Below are 18,669 nucleotides of genomic sequence, written 5' to 3' on the forward strand. Positions count from 1 at the left end.
CGAAAGGAAGGTATCTTTTTTTTGGATATTCAGAATTTTTTTGAATAATCTCGTTTCATCATGGAAATCCGTGGTAAATAAAACATACGTAATCCAAAATAAGATCAAGGAGGGATTCGATGGCACGAAGCCACAGCAAAATGACCCGGGAGGAAGCGGGACGTTTGGGCGGACTGGCCACGGCCAAAAACCACGGCAAAGCCTTTTACCAGGAAATTGGGCAAAAAGGCGGCGAGGCGACCTCGAAAACCCATAACCGCGAATTTTATCAGGAAATCGGCCAGAAGGGCGGCGAAGCGACATCCCAGAAGCACGATAAAGGCTTTTACCGGGATATCGGGCGCAAAGGCGGGGTCTCCCGCAGCAAACCAGGATTCAATGCATGAACCTTGCGAAATCTCCGGAATTCCGGAGATTTCTTTATTTTCATAGACCGTCCAAGCACCTTGTCTATATGCCGTTTCCTGTGATCCACGCTAGAAAATCGTAACCACTTGTGATAGACTTTAGAGAAAACCTTTAGCGGTGTAAAGCTCCAAAACTATAACGAATCATGGGGGGATCGGAGATCATGACAGCCAAGAAGATGCGTTCTGATATGATCAAAAAAGGCTTCGACCGTGCGCCGCATCGCAGCTTGCTGCGTGCCGCCGGCGTAAAGGAAGAGGATTTCGGCAAGCCGTTTATCGCGGTCTGCAACTCTTATATCGATATCGTGCCCGGACACGTGCATTTGCAGGAATTCGGCAAGATCGTCAAAGAAGCGATCCGCGAAGCCGGCGGCGTGCCGTTCGAGTTTAATACCATCGGCGTGGATGACGGCATTGCGATGGGGCATATCGGCATGCGTTATTCCCTGCCTAGCCGGGAGATCATCGCCGATTCGCTCGAAACCGTCGTTTCGGCACATTGGTTCGACGGCATGGTTTGCATTCCGAACTGCGATAAAATCACCCCGGGAATGATGATGGGCGCGCTTCGCGTCAACATCCCCACCGTCTTCGTCAGCGGCGGCCCGATGAAAGCCGGCGTGGACAGCAAGGGTCGAAAATTGTCCCTGACCTCCGTCTTTGAAGGCGTCGGCGCTCACCAAGCCGGACAAATCAGCGACAATGACTTGCTGGAGCTGGAACAATACGGCTGTCCAACCTGCGGCTCCTGTTCCGGCATGTTTACCGCCAACTCGATGAACTGCCTCGCGGAAGCGCTTGGCCTTGCGATGCCGGGTAACGGTACCATCCTCGCTGTGGCTGAAGAACGCCGCGATTTCGTGCGGGAATCCGCGCGTCAGCTGATGGAACTGATCAAGCTCGATCTGAAACCGCGGGACATCGTTACCAAGGAATCGATCGACAACGCCTTCGCGCTGGATATGGCGATGGGCGGCTCCACCAACACCGTGCTTCATACGTTGGCATTGGCCCAGGAAGCGGGCATCGATTACCCGCTGGAACGAATCAATGAAGTGGCCAACCGCGTACCGCATATCGCCAAGCTGGCTCCGGCATCCGATATCTTCATTGAAGACGTGCATCGGGCCGGCGGCGTCAGCGCCGTCATTAACGAGCTGCTGAAGAAGCCGGGAGCGATCTTCGGCGAGCAAATGACCGTAACGGGCAAGACGTTGGCCGAGAATGTAGCGGGCTGCGAAATCCTTGACCACAACGTCATTCGTCCGATCGACAATCCGCATTCGGAAAAAGGCGGACTCGCCATCCTATACGGTAACCTGGCTCCGGAAGGCTCGGTCATCAAAGTCGGGGCCGTCGACCCTTCGGTCGGCGGTTACCACAAAGGTCCGGCCATCTGCTTCGACTCCCAGGAAGAGGCACTCGAAGGAATCGCCGGCGGCAAAGTCAAAGAAGGCTGCGTTGTTGTCATCCGTTATGAAGGGCCGAAAGGCGGACCGGGCATGCCGGAAATGTTGGCTCCGACCTCGCAAATCGTCGGGATGGGCCTTGGCGCGAAGGTTGGCCTGATCACCGATGGACGTTTCTCCGGCGCTTCCCGCGGCATCAGCATCGGTCATATCTCTCCGGAGGCGGCCGAAGGCGGGCCGATCGCTTTCGTCGAAGACGGCGACATCATCGAGCTGGACTTGAATAACCGCAAGATCGAGTTGCATGTCAGCGATGAAGAGCTTGCGCGCCGCAAAGCGAATTGGAAAGGTTTTGAACCGAAAGTCAAAACCGGTTACCTGGCCCGTTATTCCAAACTGGTCACCAACGCCAGCTCCGGCGGCGTCATGAAAATCTAATTCACTGCCTAACGAAAAAGGCCGTATCCGATCATGATGATCTGGATACGGCCTTTCTTTTATTCGGCATGATACCTCAACGAGATGACTTAACGAGTCGGCAAGGAGACGCTAAGCAAAGCCTCCTCTTCCACGGCTGCCGTCTCCTCTGCGGCATTGGGTCTGCGATGCGATCCGCTATCGGCAAACCGCTCCAGCAGCACGTCCATCGGCATCACGATCATCTTAGGTACCAGTTCTTGAGGCTGTTCTTTCAATCTCGACGTTCCAGCAGGATGGATGACGCTCATCAATAATTTCAAATAAATTTTGGTTGAGCTGGCAAACCAGCCTCTCGGCAAATCCGTAATAATAAATCCAAATTGCTCCGGACCCCGGTTAATCATGCTGACGCCGTACAGCGCCTTAACCTCGCTTAATTCGGGATGATCGATCACGTACTTGGCTAATAAGGGCAATGTTTTCTCTACTCCGCGAATCATTTGGATCGCCAGTTGTACGGTTGTTCTGGAACGGGTTCCGATTTCGTACAGTTTCTTGTTGTCGAAATGAAGCTCCATGACCTGATCCCCGGGCTTCAAGGCCTTCCCGTCGTTCATCGCCACCGGCTCCCCATGATAAGGCCGGATGCGGAAGTGGAAGATCGGATCCTCGGGGTTGGGAGTTTTCAACTGGAAAACGACGTGGAAAATCTTCTCCCAGAGCAGCCATAAGGCCACGATACTTCGTTTGAGCCAGGAAACCTTCGCCGGTGCTCTCCCCTTCGCTTTTGGGGCAGCGGCTTCAGCAGGTTTGCCTTTACGCCGGGCCTCTTCCGTCACTTGAATCAATTCGTCGATGCGGATGCTGCGCAATCCGCGGCGATCCGCTTCCGTAAGCACGCGTTCGAGCGCGGTTAGCATTTCGGCAGGGGCACCGACGTTGGCACCTAAAGTGGCACCGCAGTCGTGCAACAGAAATACTTCGCCGCCCCGCAGCTTCTTCATCATGCGTTTCGTCAACCGGTCCGCTCCAACCTTAACGCGCCAATCGCCGAACATCGCCGACCATAGGACGATTTGCGTGTTGCCCCGGTTCGCGAAGTCGAACAGATTAACGATTCCCCACGGCGGCCGATAGTATTGGGAATGGACTCCGGTTACGTCGAAAATAATCTTGTTCGTTTTCTGAATCTGTTTCTTGACGGCGGCCGGTCCCATTAGCCAATTGGTCTTGTGCACATAGTTGTGAGTTCCGATCAAATGGCCTTCCTCATGGATCCGTTTAATCAATTCGGGATATTTCTCCGCATTCGAGCCGACCAGGAAAAACGTCGCTTTCGCTCCGTGCCGCTTGAGCAGGTCAAGCAATTGCGGAGTATATTTCGGATCGGGACCATCGTCGAAGGTGAGCGCAAACTCCTTCTCGCTGATCCCGTGCTTGAATACGCGAAAACCGAAGATCCGAGTGATCAATCCGGGTATAAAAGCGTACAGCGTAGAGATATAAAATAACCATAGCAGCAAAGTCTCCATATGCTTTCCCCACTTTTCTATGATCAATGACTTTGGCATGCTCCGTGAAAAGCATAGCATCTACACTATTTTATCACAGACATCCGTAGTTTAGGCGCATTTTTTTGGGGAAAGCACAGGAAATCGGTCAACCGGAAGAGGCTAATACATCCATGATTCGCCGAAATAACTCCGCGGCAAGATGCTTGGAACTTTCCGGCCGGTTCTGCACCAGGACGGCCACGGCATACTTGGGTTGATCCACCGGCCCATAGCCGATAAACCATTGATGATTGAGTTGTCGGTTGTTCTTCAAGATTTCCGCCGTGCCGGATTTTCCAGCCAAAGGCCACTTGGCCTGCTGCAAGGCGCGTCCGGTGCCGTCCGTCACGACCAGCCTCATCCAGGACAACAGGCGTTTGGCGGTCCGAGGGCGAATCTGCCCGGCTGGGGAAGGAGAAGCTTGAACGGGCAATTCGGATAACAAGGACCCGTCTTTGTAACGGATCTCGCTAACCAGGCGCGGCGCCGTGACTTGACCGCCGTGAAGCAGCGTCACGACCAGATTGGCAGCTTGAAGCGGAGACACCAGCACATCCCGTTGGCCGATGGCCGTTTGCGCCAGAACTCCTCCATCCGCGGCGGCCAGGCTTTTGAACACCGCCCCTTTTTCCTCTTGATCAAGCGGCCGCAACGCGTCTCCGCCCAAGAAAGCAGGATCGCGCCAGCCAACGGCGCGGCCGATCCCCAGCATAGAGGCCGTCCGGGCGATCGCCTCCGCATTCAACCGTTCTCCCAACGTGGCAAACACGACGTTACACGACTTGGCGAATCCTTCCTCCAGCGTGATGTTCCCATGTCCCCCCTCCTTCCAGCAAGACAAGCCGTATTTTCCGTAATGGCCGCTGCAGTGGAACACCTCGCCGGGAACCGCAGCATGCTCCTCCAGTGCCGCTGCCGCAATCACCGTCTTAAATATGGAGCCGGGAACGGCTGCTTTCACCGCCTTATTGCCCCAGTTCTGCGTCGTCGGATCCACATGGTGCGGATCATAAAAAGGCAACGACACCATCGAGACGATATCGGCCGTCTTTGCGTCCAGTACGACCACCGCGCCTTCATTCACGTTCATTTCTGCTGCCAATTGCTCGATTTTCCGCTGCAGCTCATCGTCCACCGTCGTTTGAATTTGCAACGGATAATATCGGCTGGCTGTTGCATTCACCCGCGTGCCCATCCCGCCGAGCGGGTCTTTGCGGCCATCCACGGGATAGGCAGCCCTAATACCGCCAAGTCCTCGCAGTAAACCGTCAAGTGTTTTTTCCAGACCCGAAGCTCCAACCTGCAAGGTCATCGCGTAGTCCGGTTGGTGCTTGCGTTCGCGCAGCTTGCGGATGACATCCGGCCGCTGCGTTACAAATCCAAGCCATTGATTCCCTCGTTCGCCAGGACCGTAGCGCGCCATATACGGCAGCACCTCCAGTCCTTCGAACCGCGGCAATGTGCGGGCTGCTTCTTCGTTCAACCGGAGCGGCTGCCCCGGTTCTCCCCCCGTCTTCGGCCATACATAGGGCCGCTCCAGCCGTTCCCATGTGTTTCGGAGTTCAGGGACCGTCGTCCCCAGCGCGGTAGCCAAGCTGGTTAGCTGATGTCCTTCGGGTAATTGTCGAACCGGAAAAAGAATCGGCGTCCAAGCCATCTCCCCTGTCAGCGGCTTCCCGTTACGATCGAAGATATGACCTCGCCCCGGATCCAGCTCGATGCTCTCCTCACGCTGCCGGACAGCCAGTTCATTGATCGTCTTGCCGCCGACGGTTACGGCCTTTAACGCCGAAGCTGTCTGGATCCAGGCGATGCGCAGCGCAAATAACCCAACCACAAGGGCAAAAGAAAGCAGCAAGTAAAATATCCGTTTTTTGCGCAATAACGACATCGTTCGCCCTCCATTCTGTTCCCATTATTTCCTGGGAAAAGTCGGCGTAAACAAGCGCCCGGTTCAAGCGGATGCGCAACGTATGGCAGCGCGATCAAGCGATCGGGAGGATCAAGTACATATGGGTACCGAACTGCTGTCGGACGAACGTAACGGACCTGAGAGACGTTATTTGTTCATTTCCCGTAAATTTTCCAACGTAACGAACCCAGCGGACGTTATTTCGTGCGAAATGGAGTCTATGGCGTTGAATCCACCGATATAAGGTCATTTCAGTCCGCTACGTCTTCCCGCTGACAATCGGTCACTAAATAACGCCACCTGAGTCCATTAGAGGCAGGGAGTTTCCGTCCGAAATGGGGAGCCGCTTGTCTTCCTCCCCTCTCATCGTTGGACAAGCGGCGGACAAGAGCGGCCCGTGGTCGTTATTCGCTTCCGCTGAATCGGCTGCAAAAAAGAAGCCCGGCCAAACCTGCATCGCAGATTGGCCGGGCTTCTCCCCGATCCCCAGAGCCCTCGGGAAATCGGGTCATACTTGCATTCAGGCGCTGAGCCTGCCTTCTATACGGTGAATTTCGACAACGACTCTTTCAAGCCGGTGGACACGTTCTCCAACTTGTTCGACAGCTGCACCAGCTGATCGCCAACCGTTTGCTGCTCGCTGGAAAGCGAAGCAACTTCTTCGGACGTGGCGGACGATTGCTGCGCAACCGCACTGACGTTGCTCATCGCTTCGGACAAGACCGATTGCGATTCGTTCAACTGGTCGATGGAAGCCGTCACGGAATCGAGGTGACGTACGAAGCCTTCCATTTGCTGCTGCACGGAAACGAAAATTTGGCTGGTCTCCTGTACCGACGCGATTTGCTCCTGGAAGATCGGGCTCGCTTCGGACAAGGCCTTGACCGTTTCGTTCATCTCTTTTTGAATCGTATCCGTAATCTCGCCGACCATCGTGATCGATTGTCGCGATTGATCCGCCAACTGGCGAATTTCATCGGCAACGACCATGAACCCTCGACCGGCGGCACCTGCACGGGCGGCTTCGATCGTAGCGTTCAGCGACAGGATATTCGTTTGCTGCGTAATGTTCTGCATCACGTCAAGCACTTTCAGAACGGAGCTTGTGCTTGCTTTGAGCGAGTCGACTTTGGCGGTCAAAGCGTTGATCATTTCGACCGTCATGTTCGTTTTCTCCATCAATCCGCTCAAATACTCGGTCCCTTGCTGACTGGACTTCTCTACCTGGCGGGCCGAACTTTCCATCTCTTTGTTCGTTTGGATCACGCGTTCCATCTGACGGGAAATATTCTCCGTCAGCTCGTTGCCGCGTTCGGCTTCATTCGCCAGGCTGGTCGCCCCGTTGGCGATTTCTTCGGTGGCCACCGCAATCTCTTTGGCGGACAACGCCGTTTTGTTCGACGCTTGCGACAGTTCAGTCGCCGTATCCAATACATCCTGCGCGGAGTTGTTGGTCTGTTTGACGAGGGCGGTGATATTCTCCATCATCACGTTAAAGCTGACCGTCAATTGACCGATTTCATCCTTGGCTTTCGTATTCATCCGGACGTTCAGATTCCCTCGGGAACCTTCCTCCATCAGGTTTCTCAGCTTGCCGAGCGGATGAGCGATCATCCGAACCATCCAAACGCCGATCAGAATCGCGATAATCGCAACGACGATCAGGGAGAAAATCGTAACCATCAAAATGCTGTTCGCGCTCTTCGTCAGTTCTGCCGTATCCACGGTACCTACCAGCTTCCATCCGGACGCCTGCGTATTAAAAGAGGCTAATACGGAATTGCCATTGGCGTCTTTCGTATGGAATGTACCGGAAGTCTTGTCCCCGGCCTGTTTCATGTCGAATTCGCTGGCTTTTCCATCATCGCCTTCCGCGGAGGAGCCAACGACGATGTTATCCTGGGTCAGCATTTGCAACTTGGAGTTGTTCCCCAAGTTGACTTCCTTCAAGTAGCCGTTCAACACGTCCAAATTGACATCGGCAATCAGCACGAACCGTTTCATGCTGTTTACGCTTTGAACCGAGCGCGCTAAACGGAATACAGGTGAACCCAATCCTTCCGAAGGAACTTGGAGCCAAACGGTTTTGGTCGATTCGCTAAGCTCCTTAAACCAAGCTTCTCCCCGCACTTTTTCCATGAGCATGGCATTGGCGCTGCCGGAAGTGACATCGTCGATGATCTTGTCGACCGACAACATGTAGATGGCCGAAATTCCCTTCATCGAGAATGTTAGCGTATTCAAGCGCGTTCTCATTTTATTGGTTGCGGTAAACTTGTCATAATCCGTGATGTTCGACAAGGAAGCATCCATGATGGCATTTTGCATTTCGTCGTCCAAGAACATCTGCTGGAGATTTTCCTCATACTTTTGCATGACGATATCCAGCTTTTGCGAGGTTTGAACAATCGTCTGCAGGTTGGCTTGTTCCGCATTGTCCTGAATGGTCCCCTTCGCCATTTGGGAGGACATAATCCCGATCGTCAGCACGAAGAACATGATCGCGATAAAGAAAATCAGGAACAATCGAATGCCTACCGATTTCGAAGGGTTGATTTGTTTAGGCAGTTTGTCCCGCAGCGAAATCAATAAAGCCTTGAAATCTAGAGGCGCTTTTCCCGTCGGCTTAACCGCTTTTGACTTGGTTCGTTCTCCCTTCTGCTTCTTTTCCTTCTTCTTGTTGTTGGTTGCTTGGTCCTCGTTCTTAGGAACCAGACTCATGTTGATCACCCGCCACTCATAATAGTTGCAGACCCAAGTTTTTGGGCTTGTGGTCATGCATTAATGCTGTTGGTTGTTCACATCTCTCGTCAGTTATTCAAAATATTCGACAATACCTGACGTTCTCCTCTATAATATCGGCTTCATATGTAGCGGATTTTAAATAATCTTGACAAAAGACATAAAAAAGGGCCTTTCGTCCTATAAACGAACAGGCCCCGAAGCATATTGATTTTTACGTTTATTTCTTTTTCCGCATCATATCGAAATAGGAGACAGGCTGGTCAACCTTCATTCGGATCCGCTGCAGCGGGTGACGGGCCGCATCCAGTTCATTGCCGGCTTCGTCATAAAGGGTCCCTACCTTCTGTTTAAAGAACGTTCCCCCCGGACCGAAAAACTCCACTTCTTGTCCGGGTTTAAAATGGTTCCGCTGCTGGATCGTCGCCATTCCGGTCGCTTCGTCGTACTCCATCACCAATCCGGCGAAGTCGTAAGGCGCAGCCTTCTCTTCCGGCTCGTAAATATGATCTTCATGATCCGGCGTATCGTAGAAAAATCCGGTATTCAAAGGCCGGTTAGCTGCCTTGTTGATTTCTTCGATCCACTCCGGCTTCAGGACGTAATTCTCCGGATCCGCCATGTACGCATCAATCGCTTGGCGGTAGACGTTCACGACCGTCGCCACATAATGGATCGACTTCATTCGTCCTTCAATTTTGAAGCTGTCCACGCCAGAGTCAATCAAGTCGGGAACATGCCCGATCATGCACAAATCCTTCGACCCCATCGTAAACGCATTATCGTCTTCCTCGAACATGGGCAATTGCGTGACGCCAAGGCGGAACTTCTCCAGCACCTTGTTATCGCGCGCTTCTTCCTCGGAAATCCACTCGTCTTCCGCGCGCGCGTCCGTAAACAAGTCGTATTTCCAGCGACAGGATTGGCAGCAGCCCCCCCGGTTGGAATCGCGGTCGGTGAAATGGTTCGACAATACGCATCGCCCTGAAAAAGAAGAGCACATCGCGCCGTGAATAAACGCCTCGATCTCGATATCGACGTGGCGCTTGATTTCCTCGATTTCCTCCAGGCTCGTTTCGCGTCCCAGAACGACCCGCGGCAAGCCCTGATCTTTCCAGAATTGAACGGCCTGCCAGTTGACGGTCGACTGTTGGGTGCTAAGGTGGACCTCCAACCCCGGTACGACCCGCTGCGCCGTCTCAATGATCACCGGGTCGGCGACGATAATGGCAGCGATCCCCGCCTCGTAAAGATTGCGCAAATATTCCTCAATGCCCGCCAGATCCTCGTTGTGGGCATAAATATTCGTGGCGACGAACACCTTCGCGCCATACTTCTTGGCAAACTCCACGCCTTCCCGCATTTCTTCGAAACTGAAATTATCCGCATTGGAACGAAGGCCGTAGTGTTGTCCCCCGATATACACGGCGTCGGCGCCGTAATGAACGGCGAATTTCAGCTTTTCGAGATTACCCGCCGGAGCAAGCAGCTCGGGTTTCGCCAGCCGATAACGTTTTCCCGCATATTTCGGGATATGCTTCTCCGCTGTTTGCATCTTCGTTCACCTCTCATCATTTTGTTGGTTTATAAGTTTTTTGGTACTTAAATTTGAAATATAGGTCAAAAAGTCGGGTTTTCAGGACCGAGAAGGTTCGATGAAGCTAGGGACTGAGTAGCGCAGCGTAGGTAAGCCTACGTGAGCAACGGAAGGCCCGGCTGAATTCAAGATTTGATGTCGATTAAGCTTCCACGGTTCATCCTCGTGATAAGAAAAACCTCAATCGATGTACCTTCTCAGATGCCAGACCGCCTAAAGCGGTTGTTTATTCTTACAATATAAGGAAGCGTCACTTTGAAGTTATTTCATTCTTATATCTTCAAAAGCCGACTTTTTGACTTCCTCTCAATAGACTTGTTCTTTGTAGAAGAAGCCGAAGGAAAGCTCCCGCTCCGGGTCCTGTACCTCGCGGATCGCCTCGATCCAGCGCTCGTCAAACTCATACCCTTCCGGGTCGCCATAATAAGCTTCGATGGCCTGGCGATAGGAGGTAATGACGATTTCGTTATAGAACGTCGGTTTCAACAGCGTCTCGATTTTAAAGCTGTCCACGCCCGAAGCCATTAACAGGTGCAAATCTTCTAAAATGCAGATGTCGTCCGAGCTCATGATATGCGTCCCGTTGACATCCTCGAAAATCGGGAACTTCTCGTCCGGCCGCTCCGCCTCGACGAGAAAGAGGCCACGCTTCAGGCTCAGATCGCTGCCGGGATCGACCGGCCGTCCTTGATGCGTCATGTAGCTCTGCACCAGACGGCGTTTCGAGTGATAAATATTGGTCATCCCATGCACCTGAACCTCCGCCTCAATGTTCAGCGAAGGAGGCATCGCGGTGATTTCGTCCATGTTCAGCTCGCGTGCCAGCACCACGCGGGATGCGCCCTTCGTCCCCCAATAATTGGCCGTGGCGTAGTTGGTGGAGGTCATCTCGGCGTTCCAATGCAGCTTTAGCTGCGGCGCGATTTTGCGCACCGTCTGAAGCACGGCCGGATCGCCGAATTCAACGGCATCTACGCCGCAATCCGCCAACTGCTTCACGTAATCAGGAAGTTCCTCCAGCATCGCATTGGTCATCAAGTTGTTAAGGCTAACATAGATTTTGGCTCCGCATTCGCGCGCCACTTGAACCGCTTCGGCGATGTCCCGGATCGTCATATCGCCTGGGAGGCGCATTCCGTATCGGGCTTCGCCGATCAACGCCGCGTCGGCCCCCGCCGCGAAATAACGCTTCAGCTCTTCCAGCGAACCGGCAGGAACCATCAGTTCCGGTTTTTTACTCATAGGGTCACTACCACCTTAATGAGGCTGTTCCAACAGTCATCTCTTGAACTTCCGTTTGATTACTGATTGGCCATCGCCTTGCTAGTCTCGATGTTCTTCAAATGCTCCTTATAGGTTTTGGCAAACAAGTGCTCCCCGCTGCCATCCTTTTTCGTCACGTAGAAAAGGTACTCCGAAGCTTTCGGCGCCAGCGCCGCTTCGATCGATTTGAGGCTTGGTGCGGCAATGGGTCCCGGCGGCAGCCCTTCATACAGATACGTATTGTAGGGGCTGTCCACGCTTCGTAAATCCGAATTCAGCAGGCGCTCCTTCGGTTTATCCAGCACATACTGCACCGTGGCGTCGATTTCCAGCTTCATGCCATCCTTCAGCCGGTTATAAATGACCCCCGCTACCATAGGCCGCTCGGCATCAACAACCACTTCCCGCTCCACCAGCGAAGCGACCGTCATCAGTTCACCCAGCGTAAGGCCGCGAGCTTGCAGCTTTTGCGTGAAATCGGGGATTTCGGCAAGCCGGTCGCTCGTTTCCTGCAGCATGCGGGCGATGATATCCCGCTCATTGCTGCCTTTCTTCAGTTCGTAGGTTTCTGGGAACAAATACCCTTCTAACCGATACGTCAATCGCTCATCCGCTGGAATTTGGGACAACAGCTCATCGTCAAGACCTTCGGCATCCTTCGCCAGCTTCAGAAACACCGCTTTGTCGGCTAAGCCTTCCTCAGCCAGCTTGTCAGCCATTTGCTTGACGGTAAAGCCTTCAGGAATCGTAAAACGGATCATTTCCGCTTTGACGACGTCGCCGCCGTTCAGCTTGGCGATGATTTCGTCGTACGTCACACCCGGTTTCATTTCGTAGACTCCGGCTTGAAACCGGCTGCCTTCCGACTTCCATTTTAAATATGAAACGAACAAAAAGGAATTTTTAATTAGTCCCTGGTTTTCCAGCAACTCCGCGATTCCCGAGGTCCCCGTTCCCGGTTCGATCGTGAACTTGACCGGCTGCTCCTTCGCTTCGACGGGCAACATGCCCGTGTAAACATAAACTCCGGCCGCTCCTACTCCGATGATCACGAGTAACAGCAGGACGGTCAGCCATTTCAGCGCTTTCCTCAAACGACTTCCCCCTTTAACAGCCAAAAAGAGCGGTAATTTCCCGCTCTTTCCGGACTGATCTATCGTGCATCTGCAACGCCTTCCCATTACTCCGGAAAGGTCAATTCGTCATACAGCTCGGATACGTTCTCCCATTCCTCGTCGTCATCGATCGTCACCAGTTCAATCTCGTCACCGGTCGTCACGATCTTGAAAATCTCCGGTTCTTCGTCTTTGGATGCGTCCTCCGGCAGCAACACCGCATAGGCGACTCCCGCGACGTCAAACTCCTGAACGACTTGATAATAGGAGGCATGGCCCGATTCGTCCTCCAGCTCCACGATCGGGCCGAAAGCGTCGCGAACCCGCGACGTCATAACCGCTTGGTCTGCCGTAAAATCAGTCATTGCCATCTTCTCCATCAAACTCGTCGATGAGCGTGTTAAACGTCTCCTCGACGATTTCCCATTCTTCATCGCTTTCGATCGTGTACAGCTTCAGGTCATCGCCGTCTTCCTCGTAACGGAACGCGTATACCTCTTCGCTCTCTTCATCTTCATTCCCATCGGAATCCAGAGGAACGACCATCATATACTTGGCGTCCGAACCGTCGACTTCGAATTTCATAATCACTTCGAACTCTTCTTCATTGCCCTCTTCGTCGGGGATATAAATAATTTCCGGTTCTTCTTCATTTCCGATACGATCTTTAGACATACGCGATCACCCTCACTTTATACTCTTAGAGTCCAAATAATTTTGCAAAATCAAGCTGGCGGCCATCTTGTCGACGACACCTTTGCGTTTCTTCCGGCTCACGTCCGCCTCCAGCAGCGTACGCTGCGCCGAAACGGTCGTGAGCCGCTCATCCCAGAGATGCACGGGCAGATCCAACCTGCTCCGCAAATTCTCGGCAAACGCCATGCATATTTCTCCCCGGGGACCGATCGTGCCGTTCATATTCTTCGGCAGACCCACGACGATCTCTTCCACCTCGTGCTGCTTCACCAGCTCGGCGATGCGTTCGAATTCGCTGCCTTCCCTGCGGCGCTCGATGGTTTCGAGCCCCTGGGCGGTCCAGCCCAGGCTGTCGCTCACGGCCACTCCGATCCGTCGGTCCCCGTAATCCAGACCCATGATTTTCATGTGTTGCTCCTTTAAATGCGTTCCGTTGCTATAGAGTTCCGAGTAGGATATTCGCCATTATCGGTGCCCCGCCATGTAGAAACGCACCAGCTCTTCGATCAGTTCGTCGCGTTCCTTCTTGCGGACCAAACTTCTCGCATTGTTATGTCGCGGTATATAGGCCGGGTCCCCCGACAACAAATAACCGACGATCTGGTTAACCGGATTGTATTCTTTCTCCTGCAACGCCTGGTAAACCGTAAGAAGAATTTCCTGCGCCGACGCCTCTAGTTCATCGCCTTTGACGTTAAATTTGACGGTTTTATCCATGGAGTCCATGATGACACCTCGCTTCTTCGACATACGCCTTTATGATCGCAGCTGATTTCCTCTTAGCCTAATCATACTATACCATATCATGGGTTCCATAAGGAAATTTTCGGTGGTTCCCCCCGTCAAATTCACCGCCCTTTTAGGCTTGAGATGCGATCCATTCCGCCGCTTTCTTCAAGGCTTCGTCCAGTTTGCCGGCATCCTTACCGCCAGCCTGAGCCATGTCCGGACGGCCGCCTCCGCCGCCGCCGCATACTGCCGCCACTTCCTTGACGAGTTTGCCGGCATGCAGACCGCGAGCTACTTCCTCTTTCGGCACGACGACGACAAAATTCACTTTGTCCTCGCTCGGCGCGCCCAGGACGAGAACGGCATCCGGCAGTTTGGCCTTCAACTCGTCGGCCAGCGTCCGCAGCGCGTCCATGCTTCCGGCCTGCACGCGAGCAGCCAGCAATTGGGTTTGCCCAACGCTCACCACCTGGCTTGTCAATTCGCCGGCTTCGATCACGCTAAGCTTGCTCTGCAGCGATTCGTTCTCGCGGCCAAGCTCCTTCAATTGCTGGAACAATCCTTCGACCCGTTTCGGCACGTCGTTCACGTTTGATTTCAACAGGCCTGCCGCTTGCTTCAGCAGGTCAAGTTGGCCATCCATGAACAGGTAAGCGCCGCGTCCGGTCACCGCTTCGATCCGGCGCACGCCGGAGCCGATGCCGCTTTCGCTGACGATTTTGAACAGGCCGATCTCCGCCGAGTTGTTCACGTGGCATCCGCCGCACAGCTCCAAGCTGTAATCGCCGATTTGGACGACGCGGACGATGTCCCCGTATTTCTCGCCGAACAGCGCCATGGCCCCCATGGCCTTTGCTTCATCGATCGGCTTCAGCGAGGTCGTTACCGGCAACGCGTTCCAAATCTGCTCATTCACGCGGCGTTCGATTTCCGCCAATTCTTCCGGCGTAATGCTACCGAGGTGGGAGAAGTCGAAACGCAAACGTTGCGGTTCAACAAGGGAACCGGCCTGGTTCACATGCTCGCCGAGCGTTTCCTTCAACGCTTTGTGCAGCAGATGGGTTGCCGTATGATTCTTCACCGTATGGCTGCGTTGTTCCCGGTTTACGGAAGCCGTGACGTCGGAATCAACCCGCAGCTCGCCGGTTTCCACCGTCACCTGATGGACATGCTGCCCGTGTGGGGCTTTAAACAAGCCTTCCACCGCTGCGCTGCCGGAGCCGCTGCGAAGGGTGCCCTGGTCGCTGACCTGACCACCGCTTTCCGCATAAAATGGCGTCGAAGCCAAAATGATTTGGCCCGATTGGCCGGCGCTAAGCGTATCAACGAAAGCGTCGTTGGCCACGATGGCCACGATGCTAGTAGTAACTTCAAGCTCATTATATCCAACGAATTCCGTTTTAGTCGTAAAATCAGCCAAAACTCCGCCTTGCACCTTCATGCTGCCGCTTTCATGGCGGGCGGCCCGGGCGCGTTCGCGTTGTTCCTCCATGGCGGCTTCAAAACCTTCGCGGTCGACGCCCAGCCCTTGCTCTGCCGCAAAGTCCTCGGTCAAATCGAGCGGGAATCCGTAAGTGTCGTACAGCTTAAACGCATCCGCCCCGCTGATCAGCGTGCGGCCGGCTGCCTTCGCTTCACCGCTGATGTCCGCCAGAATCGCCAGGCCGTCGCTCAGCGTTTCATGGAACCGTTCTTCTTCCGCGCGGATGACCTTTTCGATGAATTCGCGTTTGGTCACGACATCCGTATAGTAAGTCCCCATGATGTCCCCGACGGTTTCCACCAGGCCGAACATAAACGGCTTGTCCAGGCCGATCAGCTTGCCGTACCGTACCGCGCGGCGCAGCAGGCGGCGAATAACGTAGCCCCGGCCTTCGTTGGACGGCAGCACGCCGTCGGCTACGGCAAACGTCACTGTACGGATATGGTCCGCGATGACTTTAAGCGCAACGTCGCTGTCCTCGGCAGAACCGTAGGTGACCCCGGCCATTTTGGCCGTTTTCAAAATGATCGGTTGGAACAAGTCGGTATCGAAGTTGGAGTTCACATCCTGCAAAATGGACGCAAACCGCTCCAAACCGGCCCCGGTATCGATGTTCTTGTTCGGAAGCGGCGTATAGCTGCCGTCCTTATTGTGATTGAACTGCGAGAATACGAGGTTCCAGACCTCAAGGAAACGTTCGTTCTCGCCGCCCGGAAAACATTCGGGATCGGACAGGTCGCCGTAGGCTTCGCCGCGGTCGTAGAAAATTTCCGTACAAGGTCCGCAAGGCCCTTCGCCGATATCCCAGAAGTTGTCCTCCAGCTTAACGATGCGCTCCGCCGGAAGCCCTACTTTTTCGTTCCACAGCTTAAACGCCTCTTCATCCTCGGGATACACCGTCACCGACAGGCGCTCCGGATCAAAGCCGATCCACTTCTTGTCGGTTAGGAATTCCCAAGCCCACGTGATCGCTTCTTCCTTAAAGTAGTCCCCGATCGAGAAGTTGCCCAGCATTTCAAAAAACGTATGATGCCGGCGCGTCTTGCCGACGTTTTCGATATCGTTGGTGCGGATGCATTTCTGCGAGTTCGTCAGGCGCGGATTTTCCGGCTTGACCCGCCCGTCGAAATACGGCTTGAGCGGAGCCATCCCGGCATTGATCCACAGCAGGGACGGATCGTTATGCGGAACGAGCGAAGCGCTTGGTTCGATTTTGTGGCCTTTGCCGGCAAAGAACTCCAGCCATTTGGAACGAATTTCACTTGCTTTCATCGTATTGACCTCCTAAATATTCCTCTAAAAATAACAAAAACGCCCCTGAAAATCAGGGACGATTGAATCGCGGTACCACCCTGGTTATCGCTGATTGTGGCCGGACTAGTCCGCCGCCTGCAGCGATCGCCTCGTCGGTCCGGTAACGGGGACCTGCCGGTGAATTTGTAGCTCACACTCCGAAATTAGCTTTCCGTCCGCGCGTGATTTCAGGTTCTCTCAGCCGCCGCCTTGGCCTTCCCTTGCGGGACGCCGCCTGCAGCGGAACCCTTCTCTGGCAAATCCGCTTGCCGAACGTACTTGATTTCATCAACGTTTTTTAGATTTTACACATAACATTTTAAGTATATAAGGCGAGTAACGCCGTGTCAATGCGGCTTGTTCACATCGCTTTGCGCCGCACGTAATAGGCATAGAAATGCTGAATAATCACCTTCACCACGGCAAAAAAAGGCACGGCCAAAATCAGCCCGGGCACCCCTGCCAATTCCCCGCCGATCAGGAGCGCCAAAATAATCAGCATGGGGTGCATATGCAGACTCCGTCCCACCACCTGCGGGGAAATGATGTTGCTTTCGATCGTTTGGCACAGCATGTTGACGAGCAGGACGAACAGGACCATTTTCCACGAGATTGTTGTGGCCATGACCAAAGCCGGGGCAGCCCCGAGAAACGGGCCCAGGTAAGGAATCACGTTGCACAGCGCAACCACCCCCGCCAGCAACAGCGCAAACGGCATGCCGATGAGCATATAGCCGATGTAGGCCAACACCCCGATAATGACGCACACCAGCAGTTGCCCCCGGACATAGTTGCCCAAGGCCATGTCGATTTCCTTCAGCAGCGTCATGATCGATTTGCGCCGAGAGCGCGGCAAATACTGCAGCATCAGCCGTTCGATCAGCTCGATGTCCTTCAGCATGTAGAAGATCAGGAACGGGATAATGAACGCATTAAACACCACGCCGATCGTCGTACCGATATTGTCCAGGAAACCGGATATGGCGCTCGCCAGCCGATTTTCGAATTGGTAGAACCAATTATTCATCCCCATCCGGATGCTCCCCGGCAAAATGCCGTTGTCCCAACGGTTCATCATTTGCTGGGTGTGGATGGTCAGCTCCGGCAAATGCTCGCCCAGCTCCTCCAGCTGTTCGATGAACATCGGGATCACGTTCATGAGCACAACGGATAAGCCGGTCAGGAACACCGCGTAAATCAGCAGCACGGCCATCGTTCGCGGCACCTTGCGCCCGCCGAGCATCCGGACGACCGGGTTCAAGATGTAAGAGATAATAATGGCGATCACGAACGGAGCGAACACGGCCTTCAAAAAACCGTAAACCAGCGCAAACATCGGACGCAGTTGCCACACGAAAAACAAGATGACCAGCCCCAGCAGCAGCCAGATGCCGTATCGGAACAACTTGCTTTTGGTGATCGGTTCCATCGGTTCCACCCTCCTCCCTCCTTTGCGGCGGATCTCGTATAGATCAGTATTTGTCTGGGGAGGGAAATTTATGAGAGGGGGGGCTGCGAAGGGCCGGGATGTAGGAGAAAAGAGTAGAAGAGCGCTCGGAAGGCCGACGGGTGAAATGTTCTTACGATCGCTGTTGCTCGCGGATTTCCCTCATTAGACTAATTCCTACGATGTAGAAATCCTCTCGCAAAGGCGACCACTATCGTTTCTTCAGAATCATTTCTCCCTCTGGCTTTTCGCGCTCTTCGGCATCGCTCCTTAAGCGATCCTCGGCTCTTTGCAGCCGGGACGGGTAGAAGGCTCGGCAAATCTGCGATGCGTGATTTGCCGGCTCGGTTTGGTGAAGAGCGCCGGGGGCCGACGGGTGAAATGTTCTTACGATCGCCTCCAAATTTCTAGCACCCTTTCGTATTTTTTGCGGGGCTGAACCCATTTATCAGAAGCTTTAACGGAACGAGGAGCCGTTATGAAGTCATTTCCCGGGCATTTCCCGTTTTAACGGACGCACAAGCCGTTATTCACCTCAAGTGAGCCTATTTGAACGTAAAAACCATGAAATAAGGTCATCTGGTTCCGTTACAGCTCCTA

Annotated in this window: 14 protein-coding genes; 2 read left to right on the forward strand and 12 right to left on the reverse strand. The window is 53.8% G+C overall.

Annotated elements, in window-relative coordinates; genetic code table 11:
• The first annotated feature begins 119 nt into the window (after positions 1-119).
• The gene (locus MJ257_RS09700) at positions 120-386 is read left to right on the forward strand and encodes a KGG domain-containing protein (protein WP_240269065.1); all 267 of its coding nucleotides are present in this window, start codon (positions 120-122) and stop codon (positions 384-386) included.
• A 185-nt stretch (positions 387-571) separates the two neighbouring features.
• Positions 572-2,257 (forward strand): dihydroxy-acid dehydratase, encoded by a 1,686-nt coding sequence (gene ilvD, locus MJ257_RS09705; protein WP_240269066.1) that lies wholly within the window; start codon positions 572-574, stop codon positions 2,255-2,257.
• A gap of 89 nt (positions 2,258-2,346) precedes the next feature.
• On the opposite strand, the gene MJ257_RS09710 is transcribed toward ilvD, so the two are convergent.
• The 12 genes from MJ257_RS09710 to MJ257_RS09765 form a co-directional block, all read right to left on the reverse strand.
• A complete protein-coding gene (locus MJ257_RS09710) occupies positions 2,347-3,771 on the reverse strand; it encodes a polysaccharide deacetylase family protein (RefSeq protein WP_240269067.1) in 1,425 nt (474 codons plus the stop codon).
• A gap of 127 nt (positions 3,772-3,898) precedes the next feature.
• Positions 3,899-5,683 carry a peptidoglycan D,D-transpeptidase FtsI family protein gene (locus MJ257_RS09715; protein ID WP_240269068.1) on the reverse strand — a complete coding sequence of 595 codons (1,785 nt, stop codon included), beginning with the start codon at positions 5,681-5,683 and terminating at the stop codon, positions 3,899-3,901.
• A gap of 561 nt (positions 5,684-6,244) precedes the next feature.
• The gene (locus MJ257_RS09720; protein ID WP_240269069.1) at positions 6,245-8,425 is read right to left on the reverse strand and encodes a methyl-accepting chemotaxis protein; all 2,181 of its coding nucleotides are present in this window, start codon (positions 8,423-8,425) and stop codon (positions 6,245-6,247) included.
• Positions 8,426-8,666: 241 nt separating this feature from the next.
• Entirely contained in the window at positions 8,667-10,001 is a 1,335-nt protein-coding gene (locus tag MJ257_RS09725) for a peptidase U32 family protein (RefSeq protein WP_240269070.1), read from the reverse strand.
• Between the two features lie 348 nt (positions 10,002-10,349).
• Positions 10,350-11,285 (reverse strand): peptidase U32 family protein, encoded by a 936-nt coding sequence (locus MJ257_RS09730; RefSeq protein WP_240269071.1) that lies wholly within the window; start codon positions 11,283-11,285, stop codon positions 10,350-10,352.
• A 59-nt stretch (positions 11,286-11,344) separates the two neighbouring features.
• Complete coding sequence (mltG, locus tag MJ257_RS09735) at positions 11,345-12,400, reverse strand: endolytic transglycosylase MltG (protein WP_240269072.1); 1,056 nt, start codon at positions 12,398-12,400, stop codon at positions 11,345-11,347.
• Positions 12,401-12,486: 86 nt separating this feature from the next.
• Positions 12,487-12,786: a DUF1292 domain-containing protein gene (locus MJ257_RS09740; RefSeq protein ID WP_240269073.1), complete on the reverse strand. Its 300-nt coding sequence runs from the start codon at positions 12,784-12,786 to the stop codon at positions 12,487-12,489.
• On the reverse strand, positions 12,779-13,096 hold the full coding sequence (locus MJ257_RS09745; protein WP_009224380.1) for a DUF1292 domain-containing protein: 318 nt from the start codon (positions 13,094-13,096) through the stop codon (positions 12,779-12,781). The genes MJ257_RS09740 and MJ257_RS09745 overlap by 8 nt, the downstream gene beginning before the upstream one ends.
• Before the next feature lie 12 nt (positions 13,097-13,108).
• Positions 13,109-13,525, reverse strand: coding sequence for a Holliday junction resolvase RuvX (gene ruvX / locus MJ257_RS09750; RefSeq protein WP_240269074.1), 417 nt, complete (start codon positions 13,523-13,525; stop codon positions 13,109-13,111).
• Positions 13,526-13,582: 57 nt separating this feature from the next.
• Complete coding sequence (locus MJ257_RS09755) at positions 13,583-13,843, reverse strand: IreB family regulatory phosphoprotein (protein ID WP_155605813.1); 261 nt, start codon at positions 13,841-13,843, stop codon at positions 13,583-13,585.
• Between the two features lie 133 nt (positions 13,844-13,976).
• Entirely contained in the window at positions 13,977-16,601 is a 2,625-nt protein-coding gene (alaS, locus tag MJ257_RS09760; protein ID WP_240269075.1) for an alanine--tRNA ligase, read from the reverse strand.
• A gap of 382 nt (positions 16,602-16,983) precedes the next feature.
• Positions 16,984-18,051 carry an AI-2E family transporter gene (locus tag MJ257_RS09765; protein WP_240269129.1) on the reverse strand — a complete coding sequence of 356 codons (1,068 nt, stop codon included), beginning with the start codon at positions 18,049-18,051 and terminating at the stop codon, positions 16,984-16,986.
• Between the last annotated feature and the right edge of the window lie 618 nt (positions 18,052-18,669).

The sequence above is a fragment of the Paenibacillus timonensis genome (assembly GCF_022427145.1).
Taxonomy (GTDB): Bacteria; Bacillota; Bacilli; order Paenibacillales; family Paenibacillaceae; genus Fontibacillus; species Fontibacillus timonensis.

What these genes read in the sequence shown, in the direction of transcription:
- MJ257_RS09700 (WP_240269065.1), top strand. Translation starts at nt 120, where the DNA reads ATGGCACGAAGCCACAGCAAAATGACCCGGGAGGAAGCGGGACGTTTG.
- ilvD (WP_240269066.1), top strand. Translation starts at nt 572, where the DNA reads ATGACAGCCAAGAAGATGCGTTCTGATATGATCAAAAAAGGCTTCGAC.
- MJ257_RS09710 (WP_240269067.1), bottom strand. Translation starts at nt 3,771, where the DNA reads ATGGAGACTTTGCTGCTATGGTTATTTTATATCTCTACGCTGTACGCT.
- MJ257_RS09715 (WP_240269068.1), bottom strand. Translation starts at nt 5,683, where the DNA reads ATGTCGTTATTGCGCAAAAAACGGATATTTTACTTGCTGCTTTCTTTT.
- MJ257_RS09720 (WP_240269069.1), bottom strand. Translation starts at nt 8,425, where the DNA reads ATGAGTCTGGTTCCTAAGAACGAGGACCAAGCAACCAACAACAAGAAG.
- MJ257_RS09725 (WP_240269070.1), bottom strand. Translation starts at nt 10,001, where the DNA reads ATGCAAACAGCGGAGAAGCATATCCCGAAATATGCGGGAAAACGTTAT.
- MJ257_RS09730 (WP_240269071.1), bottom strand. Translation starts at nt 11,285, where the DNA reads ATGAGTAAAAAACCGGAACTGATGGTTCCTGCCGGTTCGCTGGAAGAG.
- MJ257_RS09740 (WP_240269073.1), bottom strand. Translation starts at nt 12,786, where the DNA reads ATGACTGATTTTACGGCAGACCAAGCGGTTATGACGTCGCGGGTTCGC.
- MJ257_RS09745 (WP_009224380.1), bottom strand. Translation starts at nt 13,096, where the DNA reads ATGTCTAAAGATCGTATCGGAAATGAAGAAGAACCGGAAATTATTTAT.
- ruvX (WP_240269074.1), bottom strand. Translation starts at nt 13,525, where the DNA reads ATGAAAATCATGGGTCTGGATTACGGGGACCGACGGATCGGAGTGGCC.
- MJ257_RS09755 (WP_155605813.1), bottom strand. Translation starts at nt 13,843, where the DNA reads ATGGACTCCATGGATAAAACCGTCAAATTTAACGTCAAAGGCGATGAA.
- alaS (WP_240269075.1), bottom strand. Translation starts at nt 16,601, where the DNA reads ATGAAAGCAAGTGAAATTCGTTCCAAATGGCTGGAGTTCTTTGCCGGC.
- MJ257_RS09765 (WP_240269129.1), bottom strand. Translation starts at nt 18,051, where the DNA reads ATGGAACCGATCACCAAAAGCAAGTTGTTCCGATACGGCATCTGGCTG.